This window comes from Hymenobacter armeniacus (assembly GCF_014699055.1).
Lineage (GTDB): Bacteria > Bacteroidota > Bacteroidia > Cytophagales > Hymenobacteraceae > Hymenobacter > Hymenobacter armeniacus.
Map to the genome: position 1 here is coordinate 299544 of NZ_JACXAC010000006.1, position 24246 is coordinate 323789.

17 protein-coding genes are annotated in these 24246 nt (G+C 60.5%); 7 read left to right on the forward strand and 10 right to left on the reverse strand.

From position 1 onward, the window contains the following. Window positions 1-21: 21 nt before the first annotated feature. The 3 genes from IC234_RS18685 (at window position 22) to IC234_RS18695 (ending at window position 5681) form a co-directional block, all read left to right on the forward strand. Window positions 22-693: a hypothetical protein gene (locus tag IC234_RS18685; protein WP_190927636.1), complete on the forward strand. Its 672-nt coding sequence runs from the start codon at window positions 22-24 to the stop codon at window positions 691-693. 357 nt (window positions 694-1050) lie between these two features. After that, complete coding sequence (locus IC234_RS18690; protein ID WP_190927638.1) at window positions 1051-4218, forward strand: SusC/RagA family TonB-linked outer membrane protein; 3168 nt, start codon at window positions 1051-1053, stop codon at window positions 4216-4218. A 23-nt stretch (window positions 4219-4241) separates the two neighbouring features. After that, window positions 4242-5681, forward strand: coding sequence for a RagB/SusD family nutrient uptake outer membrane protein (locus IC234_RS18695; RefSeq protein WP_190927640.1), 1440 nt, complete (start codon window positions 4242-4244; stop codon window positions 5679-5681). A 76-nt stretch (window positions 5682-5757) separates the two neighbouring features. Here the strand turns inward: IC234_RS18695 and hslU are convergent, their stop codons facing one another. From hslU to lon, 3 genes are all read right to left on the reverse strand, one after another. Next, the gene (hslU, locus tag IC234_RS18700) at window positions 5758-7161 is read right to left on the reverse strand and encodes an ATP-dependent protease ATPase subunit HslU (protein ID WP_190927642.1); all 1404 of its coding nucleotides are present in this window, start codon (window positions 7159-7161) and stop codon (window positions 5758-5760) included. Between the two features lie 156 nt (window positions 7162-7317). After that, window positions 7318-8379 carry a type IX secretion system protein PorQ gene (gene porQ / locus IC234_RS18705; RefSeq protein ID WP_190927644.1) on the reverse strand — a complete coding sequence of 354 codons (1062 nt, stop codon included), beginning with the start codon at window positions 8377-8379 and terminating at the stop codon, window positions 7318-7320. A 95-nt stretch (window positions 8380-8474) separates the two neighbouring features. Further along, entirely contained in the window at window positions 8475-10895 is a 2421-nt protein-coding gene (gene lon, locus IC234_RS18710) for an endopeptidase La (RefSeq protein ID WP_223827799.1), read from the reverse strand. Window positions 10896-11216: 321 nt separating this feature from the next. Between lon and IC234_RS18715 the strand changes: the two genes are divergently transcribed. Further along, window positions 11217-13340, forward strand: a complete 2124-nt coding sequence (locus IC234_RS18715) for an OmpA family protein (protein WP_223827777.1) — start codon at window positions 11217-11219, stop codon at window positions 13338-13340. Between the two features lie 8 nt (window positions 13341-13348). Here IC234_RS18715 and IC234_RS18720 read toward each other — a convergent pair whose 3' ends face one another. From IC234_RS18720 to IC234_RS18730, 3 genes are read right to left on the reverse strand one after another with little or no spacing between them, the layout of a single operon-like run. After that, entirely contained in the window at window positions 13349-13789 is a 441-nt protein-coding gene (locus tag IC234_RS18720) for a 3-oxoacyl-ACP synthase (protein ID WP_190927646.1), read from the reverse strand. Between the two features lie 4 nt (window positions 13790-13793). After that, window positions 13794-14390, reverse strand: a complete 597-nt coding sequence (locus tag IC234_RS18725; RefSeq protein WP_190927648.1) for a hypothetical protein — start codon at window positions 14388-14390, stop codon at window positions 13794-13796. Between the two features lie 9 nt (window positions 14391-14399). After that, entirely contained in the window at window positions 14400-15893 is a 1494-nt protein-coding gene (locus tag IC234_RS18730; RefSeq protein ID WP_190927651.1) for a GH3 family domain-containing protein, read from the reverse strand. Between the two features lie 135 nt (window positions 15894-16028). Here IC234_RS18730 and IC234_RS18735 point away from each other — a divergent pair, with 135 nt between their 5' ends. Both IC234_RS18735 and IC234_RS18740 read left to right on the forward strand, forming a co-directional pair. Further along, window positions 16029-16463, forward strand: coding sequence for an OsmC family peroxiredoxin (locus tag IC234_RS18735; protein ID WP_190927653.1), 435 nt, complete (start codon window positions 16029-16031; stop codon window positions 16461-16463). 186 nt (window positions 16464-16649) lie between these two features. Next, window positions 16650-17144: a hypothetical protein gene (locus IC234_RS18740; protein ID WP_190927655.1), complete on the forward strand. Its 495-nt coding sequence runs from the start codon at window positions 16650-16652 to the stop codon at window positions 17142-17144. A gap of 86 nt (window positions 17145-17230) precedes the next feature. Here the strand turns inward: IC234_RS18740 and dnaA are convergent, their stop codons facing one another. The 4 genes from dnaA to IC234_RS18760 form a co-directional block, all read right to left on the reverse strand. Then, window positions 17231-18793 (reverse strand): chromosomal replication initiator protein DnaA, encoded by a 1563-nt coding sequence (gene dnaA, locus IC234_RS18745; protein ID WP_190927657.1) that lies wholly within the window; start codon window positions 18791-18793, stop codon window positions 17231-17233. Window positions 18794-18945: 152 nt separating this feature from the next. Then, complete coding sequence (locus IC234_RS18750; RefSeq protein WP_190927659.1) at window positions 18946-19884, reverse strand: bifunctional metallophosphatase/5'-nucleotidase; 939 nt, start codon at window positions 19882-19884, stop codon at window positions 18946-18948. Between the two features lie 97 nt (window positions 19885-19981). After that, window positions 19982-20746: a 5'-nucleotidase C-terminal domain-containing protein gene (locus tag IC234_RS18755; RefSeq protein ID WP_190927661.1), complete on the reverse strand. Its 765-nt coding sequence runs from the start codon at window positions 20744-20746 to the stop codon at window positions 19982-19984. A gap of 170 nt (window positions 20747-20916) precedes the next feature. Continuing rightward, window positions 20917-22194: an outer membrane beta-barrel protein gene (locus IC234_RS18760; protein ID WP_190927663.1), complete on the reverse strand. Its 1278-nt coding sequence runs from the start codon at window positions 22192-22194 to the stop codon at window positions 20917-20919. A 196-nt stretch (window positions 22195-22390) separates the two neighbouring features. Between IC234_RS18760 and IC234_RS18765 the strand changes: the two genes are divergently transcribed. Further along, window positions 22391-24172 (forward strand): methylmalonyl-CoA mutase family protein, encoded by a 1782-nt coding sequence (locus tag IC234_RS18765; protein ID WP_190927664.1) that lies wholly within the window; start codon window positions 22391-22393, stop codon window positions 24170-24172. Window positions 24173-24246 lie beyond the last annotated feature (74 nt).

Genomic DNA, 24246 nt, shown 5'->3' on the forward strand with positions numbered 1-24246 from the left:
CCCATTCAACTTCATTTCCCCATGAACAAGTCAATTTTTGGCCTGCTACTTACCTTGGTACTGGGCAGTTTCAGTGCTTGCAAGGAAAGCAGCAAGATACCCGCTCCAGAGGTCATCAGCACGCCGTTGATTTTTGCCAAGGTCAGCTCCGACATAAACAAGAGCTACTACAACACCCGCAGAGCCGCGGCCAGCATCAACAACCTACCCAACACGATTAGTGGAACCGACCCCAACGACCCTTTCAAGGGGCAACGTCCGGTGTTTGAGTTTTCATTCGATATTCCCGACCAACGGGATGTTCGCATCAAAACGGTCGAGGTGTACAAAAGCTTTAAGCGTGGCAACTCCATTGGCCCCCGCGTGTTACATGGCTCGTATAGCTCCTTCCCTGTCACCGTTTCGGTCAACAGTCAAGATGCCCTCACCGGCCTCAAGCGCTTGCTAACTGTAACGGGAGCGGCACTGCCCAGCACTGCAAACCTGTTAGGCGCAAGCAATTCGCAAGCAAACAGCATTGTTAGCGGCGACATCATCGTGTTCACTTTCGAATACGTGCTTGAGGACGGCTCACGCGTTATTCTAACGCCGCTTACGAGCGTCAAATTGGCCGATGGCACCACCGTTCAGGTGATTTCGGGAACCCAAATCAATCCGCCATACGCCGTGTATGCGACGTTTCAAGTCCTGTAATCTTCAGGCATCGGCCTCATAGACCCAAGCTGCATCACATGCAAGTGCAAACCCAATTCCTCAATGCCTCTAAGTGGCTAGGGTAGCGTCCAACATATAAGGAATTCACCTGCTTTGTGTGCAAAAAGGCCCGGTACTGCATCTGTTCAGTACCGGGCTTCTTTTTAATATCCCTTTAATCTAAAGTAGAATGATTGACACTAGCTTGCCCATACCGACAGGTATTCCTAAATAATTTACGGAAATCACAAGTTTTCATGAAGAATTGATGTCCTTTTTGCTCTTGCATGCCTGAATTGTCTTATTTTTGACAGTGTAAACTCACCATTACCATTACCATTTTTTAACCTTTTGTCCATGAAAAAAACCTTACTCATGAGCCTCGTGCTCATGTTTACTCTCTTACAGGGGGTGTTGGCGCAAACGCGCACCATCTCCGGACGAGTAACTGACCAAAAGACCGGCGACGGTTTGCCGGGTGTGACGGTGTTGCTGAAAGGCACCACCAATGGCGTTTCCACCAACGCTGACGGTGCTTTCAGCCTTTCTGTGCCGGAATCTGGCGGTACGCTCGTATTTAGTTCCGTGGGCATGACGACCCAGGAGCGGGCCATTGGCACTAATTCTGACTTCCAAGTAGCGCTGGCTACCGACACCAAACAGTTAACCGAAGTTGTGGTAACGGGCTATGGCGGTTCGCAGGATGTGAAAGACATCACGGGCTCGGTGGCCAAAGTCACGGAAGAGAAGCTCTTATTGCAGCCGGTAGTGAGCGCCGACCAGGCTTTGCAGGGCCGCATGGCCGGTGTCAACGTGAACACCACCAGCGGCACCCTCGGTGACCAAGCAGTGATTCGCATTCGCGGCGCCAACTCCATATCCAACAGTTCGCAGCCGCTGTTTATCCTCGACGGTGTGCCGCTGAACAACAGTGCTCAAGCCAACTCACTCAGCACGCGTTACAACCCCTTGGCCGACATCAACCCTAACGACATCGCCTCGGTCGATGTGCTGAAAGACGCTTCTGCTGCCGCCATTTACGGTTCGCGCGGCGCCAACGGCGTAGTTGTTATCACGACCAAACGCGGGAAATCAGGCACCAACCGCTTGTCTTTCAACTCGTTCTATGGCTTCCAAGATGCCGTACGCACCCCCAAGGTGCTCAATGGCAGTGATTTTATTGCCATTTCGAACGAAAAGGCAGCCAATGCCCGTGCAGGCAGCGTAGGCGCCCCCGGCAACGTGGGCAACACCAGCATCCCGGCTGCCATTGCCGCTCCCATCGATGTGAACGGCGACGGTGTTCCGGATGAGACTGACTGGATTAAAGAAGTTTTCCAGCGCGGCACGCAGCAGAACTACCAGGTGGCTCTGTCGGGCGGCAACGAATTTGCTTCCTACTATGGCTCGGGTGACTGGAACGACCAGAAAGGCATTATCCTGAACAACCGGCTGCGCCGTGGGTCGGGACGCCTCAACATTGACCTGACTCCCAAGAAATGGCTCAAGAGCGGCGTTAGCCTGAACTACGCCAAGACCTATAACCAAGGCATCAACGGCGAGAACGCTCTGGCCGGTGCCACGGTATCGGGCTATACGGCTCCGCCGAACATTCCCGCCTACAACCCCGATGGTAGCTACTACCTAAACAACCTGGGCAACTTGGGCAACGGCAATAACGCTGTTCCCAGCACGTACGCCCCCAACGCTTACTTCCATATCATTGGTACACTGCGCGAAAACCGCAACGACAACACGGTGCAACGCACCCTTGGCAACGGCTACCTCACGGTAGAACCCCTGAAAGGCCTGCAGCTGACCACCAAATACGGCATCGACTACTCCACCAACTTTGAAGACCAGTACAGCAGCCCCATCCTGGGCAGCTTGGGTCGTCAGCTTGGCCAGGGTCTGGTGCAGTTGTACAACACCACTCGCACCCAATACAACTGGCAGAACTATGCGAACTACGACCGTGTATTCAATGAGAAGCACACGATTGGCTTGACTGCTGGTGTTGAATATCAGGAGACGCGCACCCAACTCGTGTACAGTTCCGGTGCCGACTTCGCCGATACGAAGTTCCAATCGCTGCTTGACGGCCTGTATACCAACCAGACCGGTACTGGTGGCTCCGCTTTCAATAACGGTTTCCAGTCGTACTTCGCCCGCGCCAACTACAGCTTTGACAACAAATACTACGCCTCGTTCTCATTCCGGGCTGATGCCTCCTCCATTTTCGGAGCGAACAACCAGCGCGGCTACTTCCCCGGCGGCTCGGTAGGATGGCGTATTTCGCAGGAGAATTTCATGAAGGGCATCACGGTCATCAACGATTTGAAACTGCGTGCCAGCTACGGCAAAGTAGGTAACTCTGCCGGTATCGGGTCGTACGCGTCGCGCACGCTCGTAGGTGGCGGCCAATATGCCGACCTCAACGGCTTCAGCATCTCCCAAGTGGGCAACCCCTCAGTTGCATGGGAAACGTCGAAGAAGCTTGACATTGGCTTTGATGCAGCACTGGTAAACAACCGCATCAACGTGACGTTCGACTTCTTCAACAACGACGTGAGCGGTATATTGCTGTTCGCACCAACGTTGCGCACCACGGGCATTCCCGGTTCGGGTGTAAACCGCAACGTGGGCAGCATGTACAACCGCGGTGTTGAATTGACCCTCAACACGGTGAACGTGCGCCTGCAAAACGGCTTTACGTGGACCTCAAACCTGAACGGCAGCATCATCAAGAACCGGATTACAGAGTTGGCCACCCCAAATGACATCACTGCAGGCAACCAGCGCGCCAGCATCGGCAGCAGCGTTGGCATTTATTTCCTGCCCGTGTGGGCCGGTGTGAACCCTGCCAACGGCAACGCACAGTTCCTGGACAAAGACGGCAATATCAAGCAGTATGATGCCGCTTACACGACCAACTCTACCACTACCCAAGGCCGCTGGCTCACGGCATCGGGCGATGTGACCACGCCTATCACGGTGGCCGACTACAAGTACACCAACAAGACCGGTTACCCCACCTTCTTCGGTGGCTTTGACAACACTTTCTCCTTCAAAGGGCTGGAGCTTGGCATCTTCCTGCAATACAGCGGTGGCAACCAGATTTACAACGGTTACCGTGCTGCTCTGCTGAGCAACAGCTTGCAGAACAACATCACTGAGATTAAGGACCGTTGGACGACTCCTGGCCAGGAAACGGACATCCAGAAGCTTGTGCTGCGCGATGTGGTGTCGACTCAGGCGTCGACCCGTTGGCTCGAAAACGGCGACTTCCTGCGCATTCGCCAGGCTAGCCTGGGCTACAACCTGCCCGACGCTTTCATCAAGCGTTTTGGGGTGAACAACCTGCGCGTGTACGTGCTGGCACAAAACCTGTACAACTTTACCAAATACAAAGGCTTGGACCCCGAAGTGAACACCAACATCGGCAACAACATTGCCTATGGTGTTGACGGTCGTTCGGTGCCCCCGACCCGCAGCTTCACCTTCGGCATTAACGTTGGCATTTAATCGTGGCTTTTCCTTCTCTTTACATGAATCATAATTCTAAATTGCGGCTGGCCGCTTTCTGCGCCCTGCTGCTTGCCTCGGGCACTGGCTGCGATGTTCTTACCCAGGACCCGCCTACAGCACTGACCCAGGAGGATGCGTTCGCCAATGCCGACCGCATCGCCAAATCGGCCATTGGTATGTACAATGGCTTGCAAAACGCTGAGTTTTTGGGCGGCCGTGCCCTTATCTACAGCGACATTCGCAGCGATGATACCAATCCCGCGGGCTTCTTCGGCAACGTGTCTACGTTCAACCAGCAGGCCAACGATGGTATTGCAACGAACGCTTGGACCGGTGGTTACAACTCGCTGTACGCTGTAAACTACTTCCTGCAGCAAATTGCCAAAAACCCAGGCAAAACCACTCCTGCGCTGGAATCTCAGTACATTGGAGAGGCTAAGTTCATCCGGGCCCTCGTGTATTTTCACTTGGTGAATCTGTTTGCTCAGCCCTACAATTTCACCGCTGATGCCTCGCACGCCGGCGTGCCCCTGCAGTTGACGGCACCGGACGCAAGCAATGCTTTTGATGCCAGTCAAAACTTGTCACGCGCAACCGTTCGTCAGGTGTACACCCAAATCGAGCAGGACCTGAACGACGCCATCATCGCACTGCCCGAAACGTACGGGGCTGCTTACGACCGCACCGCGCGTGCGACCAAAGACGCTGCCCGCACTTTGCTGTCGCGTGTGTACTTGTATAAAGGCCAGTATGCTGAAGCAGCCACCATGGCTAATACGGTAATCACCGGTGGTCGCCGTTCACTGTCGGCAAGTCCCGCTGTTCCGTTCACCGCCGCAACGTTCACCAACCCCGAGTCGATTTTCTCGGTGGCCATGAACCTCAGTGATAACCCGAACACCAACAACGCACTCGGCCAGCACTATGGTCGCCTGCGTCGGGCCGACATCAGCGTTACGCCCTACGCGCGTATCGACAGCACACTGTTCCGCAGCAAAGACCGTCGGCGCACGCTGTTGCTCGACCCGTCTACGTTCCCGGTCACTGCAACAACCAACATCTTCACGCTGAAGTACAACAACGGTTCGGCTGACAATGTGCCGATTGCTCGTTATTCTGAAGTGTTGCTGAACCGCGCCGAAGGTCTCGCTCAAACCGACCCTGGCATCAGCGCTGAAGCCATCACGCTGTTGAACACGGTACGTCGCCGGTCGCTGCCAACGATTCCGGCTTACCCCAACTACACGGCAGCGTCTTTTGCCAATAAGCAAGCACTGATTGATGCCATTCTGTTTGAGCGCCGTTTGGAGCTGGCATTCGAAGGCCACCGTTATTACGACTTGATGCGCTACAAGCGCAACTCGAGCCGCATCAACTACGGCGAGCAAAAAGCCATTTTCCCAATTCCCAACGTTGATATCCAGCAAAATCCCAACCTCGTGCAGAACCCCGGATACTAACCCTTCTGACCAAGGCACAAAAAAGCCCCAGCCAAATTGGCTGGGGCTTTTTTATTGATTTATCTAGTAGCCATTACTAAAGAATATACTGACTCAAATCCCGGTTTTTCACCATATCGCTCAGGCGCTCGTCTACCAAGGCAGCCGTGATTTGCACGTGGGCGTGGGCGCCGATTTTGTCCGGCACGTCGTAAAGGATGTCGTTGAGCAGGCGGCTCATCACCGTGTGTAGGCGGCGGGCACCGATGTTCTCGACCTCGACGTTTACTTCCGAGGCGATTTCGGCAAGGCGCTCTAGGGCGGCATCATCAAAGGTCAGTTCCACATCCTCAGCCTGGAGCAGGGCTTCGTACTGCTTGGTGAGGGCATTTTTGGGGTCTTTCAGAATGCGGAAGAAGTCCTCCTTGGTGAGGCTTTGCAGTTCAACACGGATAGGGAAGCGGCCCTGAAGCTCGGGGATGAGGTCGCTGGGTTTGGAGACGTAGAAGGCCCCGGCCGCAATGAACAGGATGTGGTCGGTGTTGACGATGCCGTACTTGGTGCTCACGGCCGAGCCTTCCACGATGGGCAGCAAGTCGCGCTGCACGCCCTGGCGGCTCACGTCGGGGCCGCCTTTGCCGCTGCCGCCGCTGGTGGCCACCTTATCAATTTCGTCGATGAAGATGATGCCGGCGTTTTCGGCCTGCCGAATGGCTTCGTCCTTTACCTCGTCCATGTCGATGAGCTTGGCGGCCTCTTCGTCGAGGAGCAGCTTGCGGGCTTCGGCCACGGTCACTTTGCGCTTGCGGGTTTTCTTGGGCAGCATGTTGCCGAGCATGTCCTGCAGGCCCGAAAGCGTGCCTTCGTCCATGCCAGGAGGCGCGCCCATGATGCCCACACTTGGGCCCGACTGCGCCACCTGAATCTCAATTTTGCGGTCTTCGAGCTCGCCGTTCTTGATTTTCTGGCGGAACCGCTCGCGGGTGCGCTCGTTCAGCTCGGCGTCGGACGTGGGCACGCCCTCTGCTCCCCCGCTGCCGAAGCCCAGGCCGGATTTGACGCCGGCGGGCTGGTTGATGGCCGGGATGAGGGCGTCGAGGATAATTTCTTCCACGGCATCGGCGGCCTGGGCTTTCACGGCTTCCTGGCGGCGGGCCTTCACGCGGTTCACGCTTTGCTCGGCCAGGTCGCGCACCATGCTTTCCACGTCGCGGCCCACGTAGCCCACTTCGGTAAACTTGCTGGCTTCGACTTTCACAAAAGGCGCGTCGGCGAGATGGGCCAGGCGGCGGGCAATTTCGGTTTTGCCCACGCCGGTGGCCCCAATCATGAGGATGTTGTTGGGCACGATTTCGGCCTGCATGTCGGCCGGGGCGTGCAGGCGGCGCCAGCGGTTGCGCAGGGCAATGGCCACGTGGCGCTTGGCGTCGTGCTGGCCGATGATGTATTTGTCGAGCTCGGCCACGATTTGGGCCGGGGTCAGAAAGGTGTCGTTGAGCATATTGGGAAGAGGAAAAGACCACAACGCCTGTCATCCTGAGCGTCGCGAAGGACCTTCTTACGGTTGAACTACTCGTAGCAACTACAATTGTTCAGCAGTGAAAAGGTCCTTCGCTGTGCGCAGGATAACAGGCGTTGTGGGATTGGCAAGGGCGGTTTACTCTTTCTTCTTAAACAAAGAATCGAGGTTACGAGACAGGGTAAAATATTCGCTGGAGCCCGCCGCCTGCAGCGTAGCGTGAGTATAGTCAATTTGGAAGCTGCTAATCTTGAGCATGGCGCCAAAGCTGAGGCCGGCGCTGCCGCTGGTATTGTCGAGGCGCAATTCGCGGCGCTGGAGGTGGTTGTAGCCCACCCGGAACTGCAGGTTTTTGCTGAGCACCAGCGCCGCAGCCACCGTGAAGTGCCGGGCCAGGTTGTCGCCGAAGCTTTTGGTGGGCTTCTTTTCCTGGCCGCTGGCGTCGAGGGTGCCGCGGGCGTTGGGGTCGAGGTACTGAATGTCCCACTGCTGCAGGTGGTGGGCCGTGAGCGAGATGCGCACGGGCATGTGCTCGGGCTTCACGGAAGCGCCAATCTGGACGTCGAGCGGCAGCGGGCCACGCTCGGTGCCGGGGTAGGGAGAGAATTGGTAGCCGGCATTTTTGACGACCAGGCCAGCCGTAAAATCAGACGTGGGATGCTTGTAGACCACGCCGGCATCGGCCACACCAGCCAGTGAGCGGTTGCCGGCAATGCTGCTTACGGCCAGTTTAGTAGTGGCCCCGAACGTGAATTTTCCCTTGGTATAAGAGTCCGACACGCCCACCGTGTACTCATTCACGCCCACAGTGCCGAGGCTGTTGCCAGCCAGGTCATAGCTTTCGAAGTTGCCGTAGTTGAGGTAGGTGACGCCGACGCCGAAGCGGCCATATTTCTCGGTATTGAACACGTAGGCGGCCGTGCTCTGCTTGATATCGGCCACGTAGGCCACGTAGCTCAGCGCCAGGCGGCCGTCCATGTCGGGGTTCAGCAGGGCCGGGTTGGCGAAAAGCATGGTCGGGTCGTCGTTGCGAGCCGAGGGACTCATGCCACCCAGGGCTGCCTGTTGCGCGCCCACGGGCAAGTCCAGAAACGGAAAAACGGTGCGTCCACCCAGCTGTTGGGCAGCCGCCGGCCGCAGCCCAACCAGCCCCAAAGCGAACCCAAACCCGATAACCCCGCGCGCGAAAAAGTGCTTCATTAGTCTAAGATAAAGCAGGAACAGGGACCTGCTGTGGCCATAACGCTACTGGCTGGGCAGAAAGTACCCCGCCAGCCACTTTTACTGACGCCGAACTACTGCACTTCCACGCTGGGACCTACGACGGGCACGGGCTCGTCGCGCACGGGCAACTGCTGCGGGTGCGGCACCAACTCGTCGAGCAGGGCCACGCGCAACACGTCGTCCACGCGGTCGGCGTAGTGGATGGTGAGGCCTTTGAGGTAGTCTTCCTGGATTTCCTCAATGTCCTTGCGGTTTTTGGGGCACAGAATGATGTCCTTCATGCCCGCCCGACGGGCCGCCAGCAGCTTTTCTTTGATGCCGCCCACGGGCAGCACCTTGCCGCGCAACGTGATTTCGCCGGTCATGGCCAGCTTGGCGCGCACCCGGCGCTGGGTGTAGGCCGAGGCAATGCTGGTGAAAATGGCAATGCCCGCGCTGGGTCCGTCCTTAGGCACGGCGCCTTCAGGGAAGTGAATGTGCAGGTCGTACTGCTCAAACAAGCGGTAGTCGATGCCGATTTCGTCGGCCCGCGAGCGCAGGTAGCTCAGCGCCGTAATGGCCGACTCCTTCATCACATCGCCCAACTGGCCCGAAAGCGTGAGCTTGCCGCGGCCCCGGCTAAGCAGGCTTTCCACAAAGAGAATGTCGCCGCCCACGCTGGTCCAGGCCAGGCCTGTCACCACGCCGGCGGTGTCGTTGTCTTGGTACTGGTCGCGGTCGAAGATGGCGGCGCCGAGGATTTTGCGAATTTCGGCCGGTTCCATTACGGCGGGCAGCGGCTCCTTGCCAGCCTTGCGGCGGGCCAGGTTGCGCGTCACGGCGGCCAGCTTGCGCTCCAAGCCGCGCACACCGCTTTCGCGGGTGTAGTCGTCGGCCACGCGGTGCAGCGAAGCGTCGGTGATTTTCACTTCGTTCTCACCCAGGCCGTGCTCTTTCAGCTGCTTGGGCCAGAGGTGTTTGCGGGCAATCTGCACCTTTTCCTCCTGGGTGTAGCCGGTGAGGTCGATGATTTCCATGCGGTCGCGCAGGGCCGGCTGAATGGTATCGAGCGAGTTGGCCGTGGCAATGAACAGGACCTTGCTCAGGTCGTATTCCACCTCCAGGTAGTTGTCGGTGAAGGTGGCGTTTTGCTCCGGGTCCAGCACTTCGAGAAGGGCCGAACTGGGGTCGCCGCGGAAGTCGCTGCTCACCTTGTCAATCTCATCGAGAATGATGACCGGGTTCGAGGCCCCGGCCTTCTTAATCTGCGAGATGATGCGGCCGGGCATGGCGCCCACGTAGGTTTTGCGGTGCCCACGAATTTCGGCTTCGTCGCGCACGCCGCCCAGGCTCATGCGCACGTACTTGCGGCCCAGGGCCGTGGCAATGCTGCGGCCCAGGCTGGTTTTGCCCACGCCGGGAGGTCCGTACAAACACAAAATCGGCGCCTTCAAATCCTGCTTCAGCTTGAGCACGGCCAGGTACTCCAGAATGCGCTCCTTCACTTTCTCAAGGCCGAAATGGTCAGCGTCGAGGATTTTCTTGGTTTGCTTGAGGTTGAACTTGTCCTTGGTGTACTCGCCCCAGGGCAAATCGAGCAAAAACTCCACGTAGTTCACGCTCACCGAGTAGTCGGGCGCCATGGGGTTGGTGCGGGCCAGCTTTTCCATCTCCTTCTTGAAATGGAGCGCCACGGTTTCGGGCCACTTCTTGGTTTCGGCACGCTGGCGCAGGCGCTGCACGTCCTCGTCTGGGCCGTCCTGGCCCAGCTCGTCCTGCAGGGTTTTGAGCTGCTGGCGCAAGAAGTACTCGCGCTGCTGGGCATCGATGCCGGTGTGCGTTTTGGAGCGGATGTCCTGCTTGATTTCGAGCAGCTCTGCCTGGCTGAGCAGGGCTTCGAGCAACTGACGGGCCTGGGCCTCGGGGTCGGCCAGCTCAAGCAGTTTCTGCTTGGCGGGCAAGTCGAGCTGCACATTGGACGACAGGAAGTGCGTGAGGAACGCCGGCGACTGAATGCCATCGAGCATGGCGCGGGCTTCCATTGGAATCTCCGGCGTGAGCTCCAGCACCTTGGTGGCGGCCTCGCGCAGGGCCTGCATCAAGCCAAATTCGGCGGGAATGTCGGGATTAAGGGCCACTTCAGCGAAATAGCTCACCCGCGCCACCAGCGGCGTGAAGCTGAGCTGCTCCTCAATGGTGAAGCGCACCTGGCCCTGCAGGATGATGGTAATCTGGCCGTCGGGCTGCTCCAGCAGCTTCAGGATGCGGGCCAAGGTGCCCACGGGGTGGAGTTCCTCGGTGGTGGGCTCGTCGGCGTCGGGGTTGAGCTGGGCCACCACGCCCACGAGCTTGTCGGCGGCGTAGGCTTTGCGCACCAGCTTCACGCTTTTTTTGCGCGTCACGGTCACGGGCAGCACCACGCCTGGAAACAGCACGGTGTTGCGCACGGGCAGCAGGGAAAGCGTGGGGGGCGCGTCGTCGCCGCGCAGGAGGTGGTCGGGGTCGGCGGCCATGATGGCGATGGCTTCGGGTTGGGAATTGGGGTCGCCGAGGGCCCGCAGGGGGACCGCAGCAGAGGGTTGAACAGATGCCAGGCGCATGGACGAGTAGTAAGCCAGAAACAACGGCGACGGGTGCCACATTGGCAGCCCGTGGCGGGGTGAAGCGGGAAGTACAAGGTACGGCTTCCCGGCGCTTTAGGACGTCAAGGGCCGTGCCAGGGGCCGCGGTGCGCCAAAGCGGCGCACGCGGCGGGGAGTAACCGCTCACCTGCAGCACATAAATCGCTAATTTGGTGGCAACTTGCGGCAATAATTATCTTTATTACTCTGCCAATGCCGTTTTTACTGCGTCGAGGGGCATTTCGACTCCTGATGTTGCTGGGCCTGCTGGGCGCGTTTCAGGCCCACGCCCAGCGCCGGCCGGCCAAGCGCATTCCGGCAGCGGCTTCGCCCTCGGCCGATACCACCAGCGGCGGCGCCTCGGCTGCCCCCAAAAAAGCGCCGGCCAAAGCCGCGCCGGCCATTGCGCCCGGCACCTACCGCGTGCGCGGCCTCAGCAGCCGCGTGAGCCGCAAGCTGCACCTGCGCCCCGACGGCACGCCCGACTTCGTGTACGTGAACCGCTACCCGTTTTACGAGGATAAAAAAGCTCTGCGCGCCATTGCTAAGGCCGAAAAGCGCCGCCAGTACCACCAGGCCCGCCTGCTGCTCGAAGACTACGTGGCCCGCTTCGGCCCCACCAATTTTGCCAAGAACACCGACATGCTCTGGCGCCTGGGCCAGCTGCTGGAGCGCGACAGCCAGACGGTGAAAGCCAAGGCCTACTACCGCCTCGCCCTCAAGCACCACCGCACCGACATCTCGAAGGTGCAGCTCTACTACGACTCGCTGGAACAGAAAAACCAGGACCTGTACGTGCCCCTCAAAACGTACTACGACCTGGTGGAGTACCGCAAAAACCTCAACACCTTCCACCCGCCCAAGGGCGTGTACACGAGCATGGGCGACGCCATCAACAGCAAGGCGCCCGACTACGGGCCGGCGCTGGGCGGCAACGACTCCCTGTTTCTGTTCAGCAGCAAGCGCAAGCGCCGCGGCATCACGGGCGTGGTCGACGAGGACCTCTACACCTCGCGGCGCGAAGGCGTGAGCTGGACCGACGCCGAGCCCCTGCCCAAGCCCATCAACTCGCCCAACAACGAAGGCTCGGCCTGCCTGAGCAAAGACGGCAAGACCATCTACTTCGCCCGCTGCGAGTGCGCCACCTGCCGCGGCAACTGCGACCTCTACACCGCCACGATGGGCAAAGACGGCAAATGGGGCACCCCCAAAAGCCTCGGCCCGCTGGTGAACTCGCCCGCCTGGGACTCGCAGCCCACGCTCTCGCAGGGCGAAGACACGCTGTATTTCGCTTCCGACCGGCTGGGCGGCTTCGGGCTGTCGGACATCTATTTCACCCGCAAGCTGAAAAACGGGCAGTGGAGCCCGGCCGAAAACATGGGCCCGGTGGTGAACACCCGCGAGAGCGAGGTGAGCCCATTCTACCACCCGCTCTACCACGTGCTGTACTTCAGCTCGCGCGGCCAGCTGCTGAACTTCGGCGATTTCGACATCTACAAAACCTACCGCGTGCAGGGCCGCTGGCAGGAGCCGCGCAACATTGGCCCGCTCGTGAACGGCAAGGGGTCGGAGTACTACTTCACCATCGACCGCGAAAGCAAAAACCTCTACTACGCCCGCTCCGAGGTCACGGAAATCAACAACCTGGACCTCTACTCCTTCCCGCTGCCCATGGAGGCCCAGCCGTTGGCCACCACGCGGGTGGAGGGCACGCTCATCGACTCGGTGAGCAGCAAGCCGCTGAAGGGCATCGTGAGCATCATCGACACCGACAACGGCATCGAGGTGGCCAGCAAGTTCATCCGGCCCGACGGCACGTTTGACTTTGAGCTGATTGAAGGCTCGCACTACGCCATGCTCATTCAGAGCCCGGACTTTTTCTCGGTCGAGAAGCAGTTTGCGCTGAAGGGCGACACCGTGATGACGCTGCTCACCAACAGCATCGACTACCGGCTGCCGCTCATTTTCAAGAACATCGAGTTTGAGCAGGGCAAGGCGTCCATTCTGCCGGCCATGCAGCCCACCCTCGACCGCATTGCGCTGTTCCTCGTCGACCACCCTACGTTCCGCCTCAGCATTGCCGGCCACACCGACAGCAGCGGCGACCCGGAAGTGAACGAGAAGCTCTCGCAGGACCGCGCCGAGGAAATTCGCCGCTACATCGAGCGCAAGGGCAAACTCAAGCCCAACCGCATCGAAAGCTTCGGCTACGGCTCCAGCAAACCGCTCAAGGACGAACTGACGGAGGCCGACGCCAAAGTGAACCGCCGCGTCGAATTCAAGCTCATCAAGCCCGACGGCGACAAGCCCGCCGACGGTGGCGGCGACTGGAAGTAGGCACTCCCCTACGCCACCGCCAGCACGCGCACCGCTTTGCCGTTAAACATGGCCTGCTCGCCAACCCGCAGCCCCTTCAAGGCCACAGCCACGGGCGCCGCCGGCGACACCGCAAACACTTCGGTGCCCTCCAACCTGCCCGCGCTGATGCTGATGTAGAACTGCCCCAGGCTGGTAGTGACCAGGGCGCCGGGCCGCACCGTGTCGCAGGGCAGTTCGGGGTTGATGCGGGCCAGTTCGGCTTGCAGCTGCTTGGCCTGCTGCATCTGGGCGGCGTTGCGGTCGCGCTCGGCGTTGGCCATTTCGCGACCGGTTTCATACTTGTCGCCGGCGCTGCTCTTGGTTTCGGAACTGGAAGATTCCTGCGCGGCCTGCATGGCGGTGCGGGCGGCGTCGATGCGCTGCTCGATGAAGGTTTGGCAGAGGGCGTGGAGAACAGGTTTGGTCATTGGGTCAGGGATTAGGGAAAACCTGAATCCAGGAAATTTTAGCGTTAAGTACTGCGATTTCAGAAGGCTCGATGGAATCTTTATTCTTGCCCAGAAATCCCTGCTTATTGAAAACGTACTGTATAATGGGCTGCTTCTCTTCTCCCCCTTCACTCCTATCAACTGCGGCTATTTGCATTTCCGTCATCAATTCGTTTGGCCCAACAGTCACTGCAGGCAGAGCTACTTTCAACTGGCCCGACGTAGAGCCAACATGAATGCCGGTGGCCGTTTTGTACGCCGGGTGAAACGCCAGTAAGCAAGCTACTTTCTTTTTAGTCTGCCAATCGGCGAAGTACAGAAAAAGCTGCCTACTGCCGCTTTTCACCATCACACCGTTGGGTTTGGCCGCAGTATCGTCAAAGCCATAAGCCAGCATGTGCGCCGGCGAAAAAGTGCAGCCTTTGTAGAGCTCCCGAAGTTGCGTTATCGGCATGCCAATCCGCGCTTTACCTACCGATTTTTCGGTAATGACAGGCACATCGGGGAAAGCCGGTGGGGGTGTCTGGTGACTGCCGGTGAGCAACAACCAGCAGCTGAAGAGGCTTAGATACTTGTGCATCAGGCTAAATTACATGGATAACAATCCCTTCGCCACCTTCCTATCGTTCCCCAACCTTGGCACCTTGTTCTGCCCGCCCAGGCGGCCCATGCTTTTCATGTAGCGCTGAAAGGCGCCGGCTGGTAGCGGCGTGAGGAGTAGCGGCACGAGGATGTTGCCCTTGCGCAAGTCGTCGTAATAGCTGTTGCGGCGGCGCAGGGCGGTGTCGAGGGCGGCGGCAAAAGCCCCCGCATCTAGCGGCGGCTGGGCAAACTCTACCAGCCACTCGTGGCGCGAGGGCGTGGCGGGGTCGTCGCTCACCAGCGGCGCCACGGTGAATTCGATGACTTCCACCTCCGGAAACTGCGCCATGGTTTCGCGCAGGGCCTGCTCCACCTCCTCCCCTATCACGTGCTCGCCGAAGGCCGAGAGGAAGTGCTTGATGCGGCCCGTGACCACCACGCGGTGTGGCCGCAAGCTCACGAAGCGCACCGTGTCGCCGATGCTGTAGCCCCACAGGCCGGCATTGGAGGTGAGAATGACGGCGTACTGCTTGTCCAGCTCCACGTCGGCGATGGTGAGGCGGGGCGCGTCGGGCTCGAAAAACCGCTCGGCCGGCACGAATTCGAAGAAAATGCCGCTATTAAGCAGCAACAGAAGGCCCGGGTTGCCGGGCTCGTCCTGAAAGGCTAGAAAACCTTCGGAAGCCGGGAATAGCTCGATGCTGTCCACGGGCCGGCCGATGCTTTCGAAAAGCTTGGCGCGGTAGGGCTCGAAGTTGACGCCGCCGTACACGAACAGGTTGAAATCGGGAAACAGGTCCTTGATGGGTTGGCCGGTGCGAGCCGTGAGGCGGTCGAAATACATCTGCACCCACGGCGGAATGCCCGAAATCAGGGTCATTTTCTCGCCCAAAGTCTCGTCCACGATGCGTTCGAGCTTGGTTTCCCAGTCTTCGATGACGTTGGTGGCGTAGCTGGGAAGCTGGTTGCGGCGCAGGTAGGCCGGCACGTGGTGGTTGGCAATGCCCGAGAGCCGGCCCGTGCGGATGCCGTGGTGCAGTTCCAGTTCGGGCGAGCCCGACAGGAATATCAGCTTGCCATCGAGAAACTCGCTGCGGCCGGTGCGGTAGATGTAGTATAGCAGCGCGTCGCGGGCGCCGTTGATGTGGTTGGGGATGCTGTCTTTCGTAATCGGGATGTACTTGGTGCCGGAGGTGGTACCGCTGGTTTTGGCCAGGTACAGCGGGCGGCCGGGCCAGAGCACGTCGGCCTCGCCGGCCTGGGTGCGGTCGAAGTAGGGCTTCAGGGCCTCGTAGTCGCGCACGGGCACCTGGCGGGCCAGGTCGGCGGGCGTGCGGACGCTGCCCAGGTCGTGGGCCCGGCCGAAGGCGGTGCCGGCCGCCGTGGCGACGAGGCGCGTCAGCAGCTCGCGCTGCGTGGCTTCGGGGCGCTGCTGCCAGCGCTGGTGGCGCCGGGCAATGTAGCGGGCCAGCGGCCGGCTCAGCGTAGCTTTCAATCCCATACTCTCAGTAATTAACGTCGTTTGACGGGCCGCTAAGGTACGTTGGGCGTTTTCGGTTGGCTACGGTTGAGGCAACCTCCCTACCTTGCCGCCGTTACTTTAACTCACTTTTTCACCAATCACCCCAACATCATCATGGCAGACCACAAAGGCAGCGCCGCCTGGACCGGCGACATCAAGGGCCACGGCACCCTCACCACCGAAAGCGGCCTCCTCAACGCTCCCTACTCCGTTGGCAGCCGTTTCGAAGGCAAGCCCGGCACCAACCCCGAAGAGCTCATCGGGGCGGCTCACGCCGGCTGCTACACCATGTACCTCACCAGCGTGCTCACCAAGCACGGCCACACGGTGAACACCATCAACACGAGCAGCACCGTCACGATGAACCCCAACAACGGCCACCCCGTCATCGAGCGCATCCACATCAGCGTGGAAGGCAACGTGACCGGCGGCAACATCACCGCCGACGACTTTCAGAAGCACGCCGAAGACGCCAAAGCCAACTGCCCCGTCTCGAAAGCCCTGAGTGCCGTGCCCGAAATGACGCTGGACGCCAAGTTTGTGGGCTAACGGATTTAAGATTCCGATAACGCTGAACGTCATGCTGAGCGAAGTCGAAGCATCTCTACTGCGAGAGTAACTGCATACTTGCGCGGGAGAGATGCTTCGACTTCGCTCAGCATGACGTGCTTGTTTCTGGTGCTTGTGCGACCCGGCTGCACGCCACTACTCAAATCTTCGTCCTAAATTTGCCCCATGCCCACTGGTACCTCTCGCATCCGCCTCCGCCCCGCCAACACCTCCCGCGTCCCGTTCTGGGGCCAGCTCGCCATTGGCTTTTTCTGGGTGGTGTATGTGCTGTTTATGATGGTGGGCGACCCCAACGCGCACGACTACCACTTCCTGCACTGGGTGTTCTTGGTGTTCAGCCTCGTGTACATCGGCTACGTGCTGGTCAACAACGCGCCCATCTTCGGCACCCAGAGCTACCTCGAATTCACGCCCGGCTACATTGTGCACAAAAACGGCCTGTTCCGGCCCAAGCAAGTGTTTGCTGCCGAAAACATTGCCGCCTTGGAGCTCAAGCCCATGGCCCTGCGCGTGCGCCAGAAAGACGGCGAAATCTACGCCCTCAACCTGCGCGAAGTGAAAGGCAAGCGCCGCAAAACGAGCTTCCGCGAGCAGGTGCGCGAGTTTGCCGCCAAGCACAACGTGCCCCTGCAAGAAACCGCCCCCACCAGCGCGGCTTAAACTGCATCACCCAGCAACGAAACGGGGCTCCGGACACGCATAGCGTCCGGAGCCCCGTTTGCTTTTAGCCGTTAGGTAAAGAAGCTTTATTTCTTCGCGAACTTCTTCCGCAGCTCGTCCACCTGGTCGCGGAATTTCTTATCCGAATCCACCAGGTCCGACACGGTTTGCACCGAGTGCATCACCGTGGTGTGGTCGCGGCCACCGAAGTGGAAGCCAATGGTTTTCAGCGTGTGCGAGGTGTGGTGCTTGGCAAAGTACATGGCCACCTGCCGGGCCGTCACCACTTCTTTTTTGCGGGTTTTGTCCTTCAGCAACTCCACTGAGATGCTGAAATACGCGGCCACGGTCTTCTGAATGAAGTCGAGGTTCACCTCCGCCTCCACTTCCTCGATGATGTGGCGCAGGGCCTGCTTCACCATTTCGAGGTCGATGTCGCGGCGGCTCAAGCTGCTTTGGGCTACCAGCGAGGCAATGACGCCTTCCAGCTCGCGCACGTTGGTGTGTACCGAGTTGGCGAGGTAATCTACCACGTGGTCCGGCGGAATGTCGATGCCGTCCTGCTCCATCTTGTTGCGGATGATGGCCACCCGCGTCTCAAAATCGGGGCTTTGCACGTCGGCCGTCAGGCCCCACTTGAAGCGGTTCAGCAACCGGTCTTCCAGGCCCAGCAGGTCCTTGGGCGGCCGGTCGGAGGTCATCACAATCTGCTTGCCCGACTGGTGCAAGTGGTTGAAGATGTGGAAAAACATCTCCTGCGTCTTGCCCTTGTTGGCCAGAAACTGCACGTCGTCCAGAATCAGGGCATCGACCTGCAGATAGAAGTTGGCGAAGTCCTGCACCTGCGCGCGCTGCACGCTGTCGATGAACTGGTTGGTAAACTTCTCAGCCGACACATACAGCACGAACCGCTCCGGCGCCGTGGCCTTGATGTGGTTGCCGATGGCCTGCACTAGGTGGGTTTTGCCCAGGCCCACGCCGCCGTACACCATCAGCGGGTTGAAGCTGGTGGTGCCGGGCTTGTTGGCCACCGCAAGGCCGGCCGAGCGCGCCAGGCGGTTGCAGTCGCCCTCAATGTAGTTATCGAAGGTGTAGGAACCGTTGAGCTGCGAAGGCACGATGTTGCCGTCCATGGGCCGCACCGTGTCGAAGGGGTTGCGCGGGGGCGCCAGGGTTTCGGCGCCAGCCAGGGTGTTGGTGCCGAAGTTGCTACGCTGGGCGGCGCGCACGGTGCCGGAATTCACGTAGCGAGCCGACGCGGCGCGGGCACTGCCGGCCAGTGGGTTGTTCACCGGAGCTGGGGGCGGGCCCTGGGGCGTGTCGCGCGGGTCGGGGGCGGCCTGCTTGCGGGTGGGCGGCAGGTGCAGGGAACGCGGCGGCGCCTGCTCGTTGCCCTGGTCCACCACCACGCTGTATTCGAGGCGGCCTTCGGGGCCCAGCTGCTGGTAGAGCGCGCGGCGCAGCTCGTCCACGTAGTGCTCTTCGAGCCAATCGTAGAAATAGGCGCTGGGCACCTCAATGGTCAGCACGTTGCCCTTGAGCTCAATGGGCCGAATGGGCTGGAACCACGTCTTAAAGCTCTGCTCCCCGATTTCCGCCGAGATGCTGCGCAGGCAGCCAGCCCAAACCGTGCGAAAATCTTTGAGCATGAGAGCAGTTAGACAATTTCCGGACAGTCGCCGGCATCAAAAACTATGAGAAAAGCAGCACCGTAATGGCGCCCTAATTTTTTAGAGGGGGACAAAATTGTGGAAAACTCTGCACTTAAAAAAGCATTAAAGCACTTGTTTATGTCGTGCTTTTAACAGGCAGCGCGAACCGGCACCACGCTGGCACTTGCCAAACCAGGCCGCTTATTTTTCGCCGAAAATTCATAGTCCAATCTTCCCAGGTTGATACCCGACCAGCCCACTTGGTTGATGAGCGTGGCCTTGCCGTCGGGGCTGGCTATGGGCTCCGGCGCGTCCATGAACGTATGGGTGTGGCCGCCCAGTATGAGGTCGATGCCCGACACCTGGGCCGCCAGCTTGCGGTCGTCGAGCTTGGCGCTTTCGTACTTGTAGCCGAGGTGCGAGAGGCAGATGACAAGGTCGCACTTTTCGGGGCCGCGCAATTGCGTCACCATTTCCCGGGCCTTGGCCACGGGGTCGAGGTACACGGTCTGGCCGAAGTTCTTGTCGGCCACCAAGCCGGCCAGCTCGATGCCCAGCCCGAACACGCCGATGCGCACGCCCTGCTTCTCGAACACCTTATAAGGTGCAAAGCGACCGGCCAGCGGCGTTTTGGCGAAGTCGTAGTTGGCGATGAGGAAGGGGAAGGTGGCGTTGGGCAGTTGGCGCTGCAGGCCGTCGAGGCCGTTGTCGAAGTCGTGGTTGCCGAGTGTGCTGGCGTCGTACTGCATCTGGCTCATGAGCTTGTATTCCAACTCACCGCCGAAGAAGTTGAAGTACGGCGTGCCCTGGAAGATGTCGCCCGAGTCCAAGAGCAGCACATTGGCTTCTTTGGCCCGAATGTCTTTGATGAGCGCCGCACGCCGCGCCATGCCGCCGAGCCCGGCCCACTGCCCGCCGTTGTCGGGGAAAGGCTCGATGCGCGAGTGCATGTCGTTGGTGTGCAGAATGGTAAGCTTCACCGGAGCTTTGGCAGCGGTGGCAGCTTCGGCGGCATTGGCCACGCTGCTCAGCACGGACAGGCCGGCGGTGCCAAGGAGGGAATTGCGGAGAAATTCGCGGCGCTTCATAAAAACAGTTAGCAGTGAACAGTTCGCAGTTGTTGTGGTCTTTTCAGCCAGAGGCGAACTGCGAACTGTTCACTGCTAACTGATAACTGCTAACTGATTAATTGGCCTTTACCCGGCCTTCTACCTTGGCCGTCACGGGCTGGCCGGCCTTGGTCAGGTCGCGGATGTGGTCGGCAATGGCGGTGCGGAGCAGCACGTTGGTGTGGCGCGGCACGAGCGTTTTGAAAAACACCATGTTGTCGCCGCCGGTGGCCAGGTAGTCGGAAATGGCAATAGGCCAGGTGCGGTTGTCGTTCACGTCGAAGGGCTGGCCGCCGATGCGGATGTCCTTGGGCAAGCCGTCGAAGGTGACGGTGTAGGTGGCGCCGGAAACGGCCATCTTGATGTGGGCGGCGTAGTCGAACAGCTGCTGCACCACCGGGCCGGGCGCGTCGAGCACCACCAGCTCGTTCTCAAACGGCATCAGCTCGAACACCGAGCCCAGCGTGACGGAGCCGGCGGCAAAGCCGGCGCGCAGGCCGCCGTTGGTCATCACGCCCAGCGGAATGGGCTGCTTGAGCTCCCGGCTGGCGCGCTCGCGCTGCAGGTCGGCCACGAAGTTGGACAGCGGGTTTTCGCCGGGGCCTTTGGTGAGCGGCTGCGGGGCCGTGCCCAGCACTTCGGTCATTTGGGCCGTCACCTTGTCGTGGTAGGGCGCGATGAGGGCCGCAGCGGCGGGGTCTTCGGCCTGGGTTTTGCCCACGGGCTGGCTCGTGACGGGTGCAAAACGAGCCGTGGGAGCGTAGGGCGCGCGCTGGCAACCGGCGGCCAGAACCAGGGCCAGGGCCGGCACTAGCGGAACAACTAAACGGCGAAGCAACATACAGCAGTAGCAAGTAAAGGAAAGCAGCTCCCGGCCGGCGCTAAGGCCTGTGCGACCTGTTTGGCTAGGGGCATGCCAGCCGAAACCACAAAGGTGCAACACCAAAGCGTCAATGCCTGCGCATTTGCCCAAGCCCGGCGCCGGGTAATGACCAGTTGGCGGCGTGCCAATCAAAAGAGTTGGAAGCTGACCCCCCCCCCGTATTGAATAATGGGCGCGCTGATGGTGGGGCTGCTCACGAAGCCGCCGTTGCGCTCTGCGCGCAGCTCCAGGCCAATAGCGCGTTTTCCCACGCCAAGCGAAAGCCCCGCGCCGCCCAGCACCCCGAAGTCGGTTTTCGAAACAATGGCGGGGTTGACGGCCTCTTTGTTGGTGACCACGGGAACCCCGCCCGCCGTGTACTCGGACCGGAGTTGGGTGGCGTAACTCAGCAAGTAGTTGCCGTTGACGCCCGCATAAACGTAAGGACGAAGCGTATTGGTGCGAAAGTAGTAGCGCAGCTGCAGGGGCACCGCCAGGCGCTGGAACTGCAGCGAAGCCTGCTCGCGCAGGTCCACGCTCGAAAAGCCTCTTGCCACGTACGAATCGTTATAATCCAGCTTTTGGTAGAGTGCATCGACGCGCAGCTCCAGGTTGCGATTCAGCTCCGGGAAGGTGGAGGTAAAGTAAACCCCGAACAGGGGCGAAACGCTGGTGAAAGTGCCATTCCGAAGGCTGATTTCTCCCTGAAACTTCATGCTGGTCCGGGCCACTCCGCCCGCCACCCCGAAGGCAACGGTTGCCCCTTGACGTTTGGGACCACCCGTGTCTTTGGACTTGAAAACGGCTTCCGGCTCGGAGCACGCATTGTACCGCCGCACCACGGCGGCCAAGCTGCTCGCCGTGTATTCCAGTTTGGGCAGCGACGGCTGAACGGCGAAGCAGTCGCGGAAGGCTTCCGATAACGTTTTCCGATAAACCGGAATCACTTCGGGGGCTTCATTTGCTGTATAGATGCGGCGAACAACGCGGTTTTCGAGTTCCTGCACGGGGCCAGCCCCGGCCTGCGCTAGGTAGAGGTAGTAATGCACCTCATCGAATGCATCGCGCCGGGTGTAGAGGCTGGCGCGTCCGCTCACCAAAGGTTCTAAAAACAGCTGCCGCTGCGCGGGTCTTCCCAGGGAATCGGTAGTCGGAACCAGGCGGGTTTCGTACCGCTGGCCGTTGGCCAAGCCGTAGCCCCGCAACGCGGCCGGCTTGTAATCGACGGTGCCCGCTTCTGAATTGGGACGAAAACGGCACAGGGCCTCGCTCCGGTGGGCGCCGCGCACCTGCACTTGGCCCCGCAGCGTATCGCCCTCCGTCTTCACGACGTAGCCCGGCCGGAAGTTTTGCTGGGCCTGCACGGCACCGGCCGTAGCCAGCAGCGACAGGGCGAGGAAGAATGATTTCGAGTAGCGAAAGAGCATTAAAAAGAAGATAATTAAAAAGGAAATGAAATGAAACCAGGCAATGGGCATCAAAGCTACGTTGCAATGCGCCTTTGCAAGGCCGGCCCGCCCCCATGTGCCAACGCGGCCGGGGCGGTATCTTTCGGCCTGTTTTGGGGCCGGCGCGTAGTTGCAGCAATCATCCTTCGGCCAATTCCCACACGGTTTTTCTCTTATGTCCGATACCCCGGCCGCTGTGCCCGTTTCCTTTGCCGAGTTTCCGGCCGTTACCACCGCCGAATGGCAGGCCCGTCTGGCCCGCGACCTCAAAGGCCAGGACCCCGCCACGTTGCGCTGGCCCCTGCCCGACGGCTTCAGCGTGGAGCCCTTTTACCACCGCGAGGCCCTGGCGGCCCTGGGCGGCCCTCCGGCGCCCCTGCCCCACCCGGTGGTGCCCTGGCTGAACGTGCCCGCCCTGAATGTGCCGGCCGGCGAAGGCCGCGCGCAAATCGACCAGGCCGTCCAGGCCTTGGGCCGCGGCGCCGACGGCGTGCACTTCATCCTGGCCGATGCCGGGTCATTTGCCGTGCATTACCTGGCCGAGATGCTGCCGCTGGCCACCACGTTTGTGGGCTATACCGTGACGGCCGCCCCCGACGCCCTGCTCAGCCAGCTGGTGGAAGCCGCGCCCGGCACGGCCCTGCGCGGCTTTCTGCGCTTTGCCCCCGGCCCGGTGCCCGAGGGCGCTGAGCTGGCCGACTACCGCGCCGCCCTGCGCCGCTGCGTGAGCCTGACCACGGCCATGCCCGACTTCCGGGCCCTGGCCGTGAACGGCGCTTTTTTTGGCAACCGCGGCGCCACCGCCACCCAGCAGATTGCCTTCAGCCTGAACACGGCCGCGGCCCTGCTGGCCGAGCTGCCCACCGACGACATCAGCGCGGCCCAGGTGGCGGCGACGCTGCACGTGCACATGGCCGTGGCGCCCAGCTATTTTCCCGAAATGGCCAAGCTGCGGGCCCTGCGCCGGCTGTGGGCCACGCTGCTGCACGGCTTCGGGCTGCCGGCCAGCCTGAACGCGAACTTGCGCGTGCACGCCCTCACCTCGTCGTGGGCCCAAACCACTCTGGACCCGCACACCAACCTGCTGCGCCACACCACCGAGGCCATGAGCGCCGTGCTGGGCGGCGCCGACTCGCTGAGCGTGGCGGCGTTCGACTGCGTGTTTGCCGAAGCCAACGAGTTTTCGGCCCGCCTGGCCCGCAACCTCTCGGTGCTGCTGCGCGAAGAAGCCGGCCTGGGCCAGGTGCAGGACCCGGCGGCGGGCTCCTACTTCCTCGAAACCCTGACCGACCAACTGGCCCAGGAAGCCTGGACGCTGTTTCAGCGCGTGGAGGCCGCGGGCGGGCTGCCGGTGGCGCGCGGCCAGGTGCTGGACGAAATCAAGGCCGTGGCCACTGAGACGTTCCGGCGCATTGCCAGCGGCCAGCAGGTGATAGTGGGCACCAACCGCTTCCAGAACCCGCGGGAGCAGTTCAGCTTCCACCCCAAGAAGCTGCTGCGCTCGGCCGAGTTCGACGTGACGCGCGCCGCCTATCCCACCGAGGTGCTGCGCCTGGCCACGGCCCTGCACTTTGAGCGCCGCGAGAAAAAAAGCAAGCGCGCCGCCGTGGTGCTGCTGGGCACCAACACCAACCAGATTATTCTGGAGCAGTTCGTGAACATGCTGCAGCCCCACGAGCGGCCCGAAATTGCGGCCTCGCACCCGCCGGGCACGCTGTCGGTGCTCTACTCCTCGCCCGAAGAGGCCACGCTGATGTACGCCACGCCGGAGCAGTTCCAGAAGTTTGCCCGCTTCATCTACCAGATTCCGACCGAAAAGCAGCACTTCATTCCGCCGGCCCTGCTCAGCTCCGACATGGCCACCCTGCACGAGGCCGTGCGCGTGTTCGGCTTCAAGGAAATGAAGGTGCAGGGCTACACCACCGAGGAAGTGCTGGCCCGTTTGCAGGGGCGGTAGGCGCGCCGTCTGTCATTGCGAGCGCAGCGCGGCAATCCGTCCTGCTCGCAGCGACCAACCTAAGTACTGTGACA

Bases quoted from the DNA above. Each gene is read 5' to 3' on its own strand.
- IC234_RS18685 (WP_190927636.1), top strand. From the start codon at position 22: ATGAACAAGTCAATTTTTGGCCTGCTACTTACCTTGGTACTGGGCAGT.
- IC234_RS18690 (WP_190927638.1), top strand. From the start codon at position 1,051: ATGAAAAAAACCTTACTCATGAGCCTCGTGCTCATGTTTACTCTCTTA.
- IC234_RS18695 (WP_190927640.1), top strand. From the start codon at position 4,242: ATGAATCATAATTCTAAATTGCGGCTGGCCGCTTTCTGCGCCCTGCTG.
- hslU (WP_190927642.1), bottom strand. From the start codon at position 7,161: ATGCTCAACGACACCTTTCTGACCCCGGCCCAAATCGTGGCCGAGCTC.
- porQ (WP_190927644.1), bottom strand. From the start codon at position 8,379: ATGAAGCACTTTTTCGCGCGCGGGGTTATCGGGTTTGGGTTCGCTTTG.
- lon (WP_223827799.1), bottom strand. From the start codon at position 10,895: ATGGCCGCCGACCCCGACCACCTCCTGCGCGGCGACGACGCGCCCCCC.
- IC234_RS18715 (WP_223827777.1), top strand. From the start codon at position 11,217: ATGCCGTTTTTACTGCGTCGAGGGGCATTTCGACTCCTGATGTTGCTG.
- IC234_RS18720 (WP_190927646.1), bottom strand. From the start codon at position 13,789: ATGACCAAACCTGTTCTCCACGCCCTCTGCCAAACCTTCATCGAGCAG.
- IC234_RS18725 (WP_190927648.1), bottom strand. From the start codon at position 14,390: ATGCACAAGTATCTAAGCCTCTTCAGCTGCTGGTTGTTGCTCACCGGC.
- IC234_RS18730 (WP_190927651.1), bottom strand. From the start codon at position 15,893: ATGGGATTGAAAGCTACGCTGAGCCGGCCGCTGGCCCGCTACATTGCC.
- IC234_RS18735 (WP_190927653.1), top strand. From the start codon at position 16,029: ATGGCAGACCACAAAGGCAGCGCCGCCTGGACCGGCGACATCAAGGGC.
- IC234_RS18740 (WP_190927655.1), top strand. From the start codon at position 16,650: ATGCCCACTGGTACCTCTCGCATCCGCCTCCGCCCCGCCAACACCTCC.
- dnaA (WP_190927657.1), bottom strand. From the start codon at position 18,793: ATGCTCAAAGATTTTCGCACGGTTTGGGCTGGCTGCCTGCGCAGCATC.
- IC234_RS18750 (WP_190927659.1), bottom strand. From the start codon at position 19,884: ATGAAGCGCCGCGAATTTCTCCGCAATTCCCTCCTTGGCACCGCCGGC.
- IC234_RS18755 (WP_190927661.1), bottom strand. From the start codon at position 20,746: ATGTTGCTTCGCCGTTTAGTTGTTCCGCTAGTGCCGGCCCTGGCCCTG.
- IC234_RS18760 (WP_190927663.1), bottom strand. From the start codon at position 22,194: ATGCTCTTTCGCTACTCGAAATCATTCTTCCTCGCCCTGTCGCTGCTG.
- IC234_RS18765 (WP_190927664.1), top strand. From the start codon at position 22,391: ATGTCCGATACCCCGGCCGCTGTGCCCGTTTCCTTTGCCGAGTTTCCG.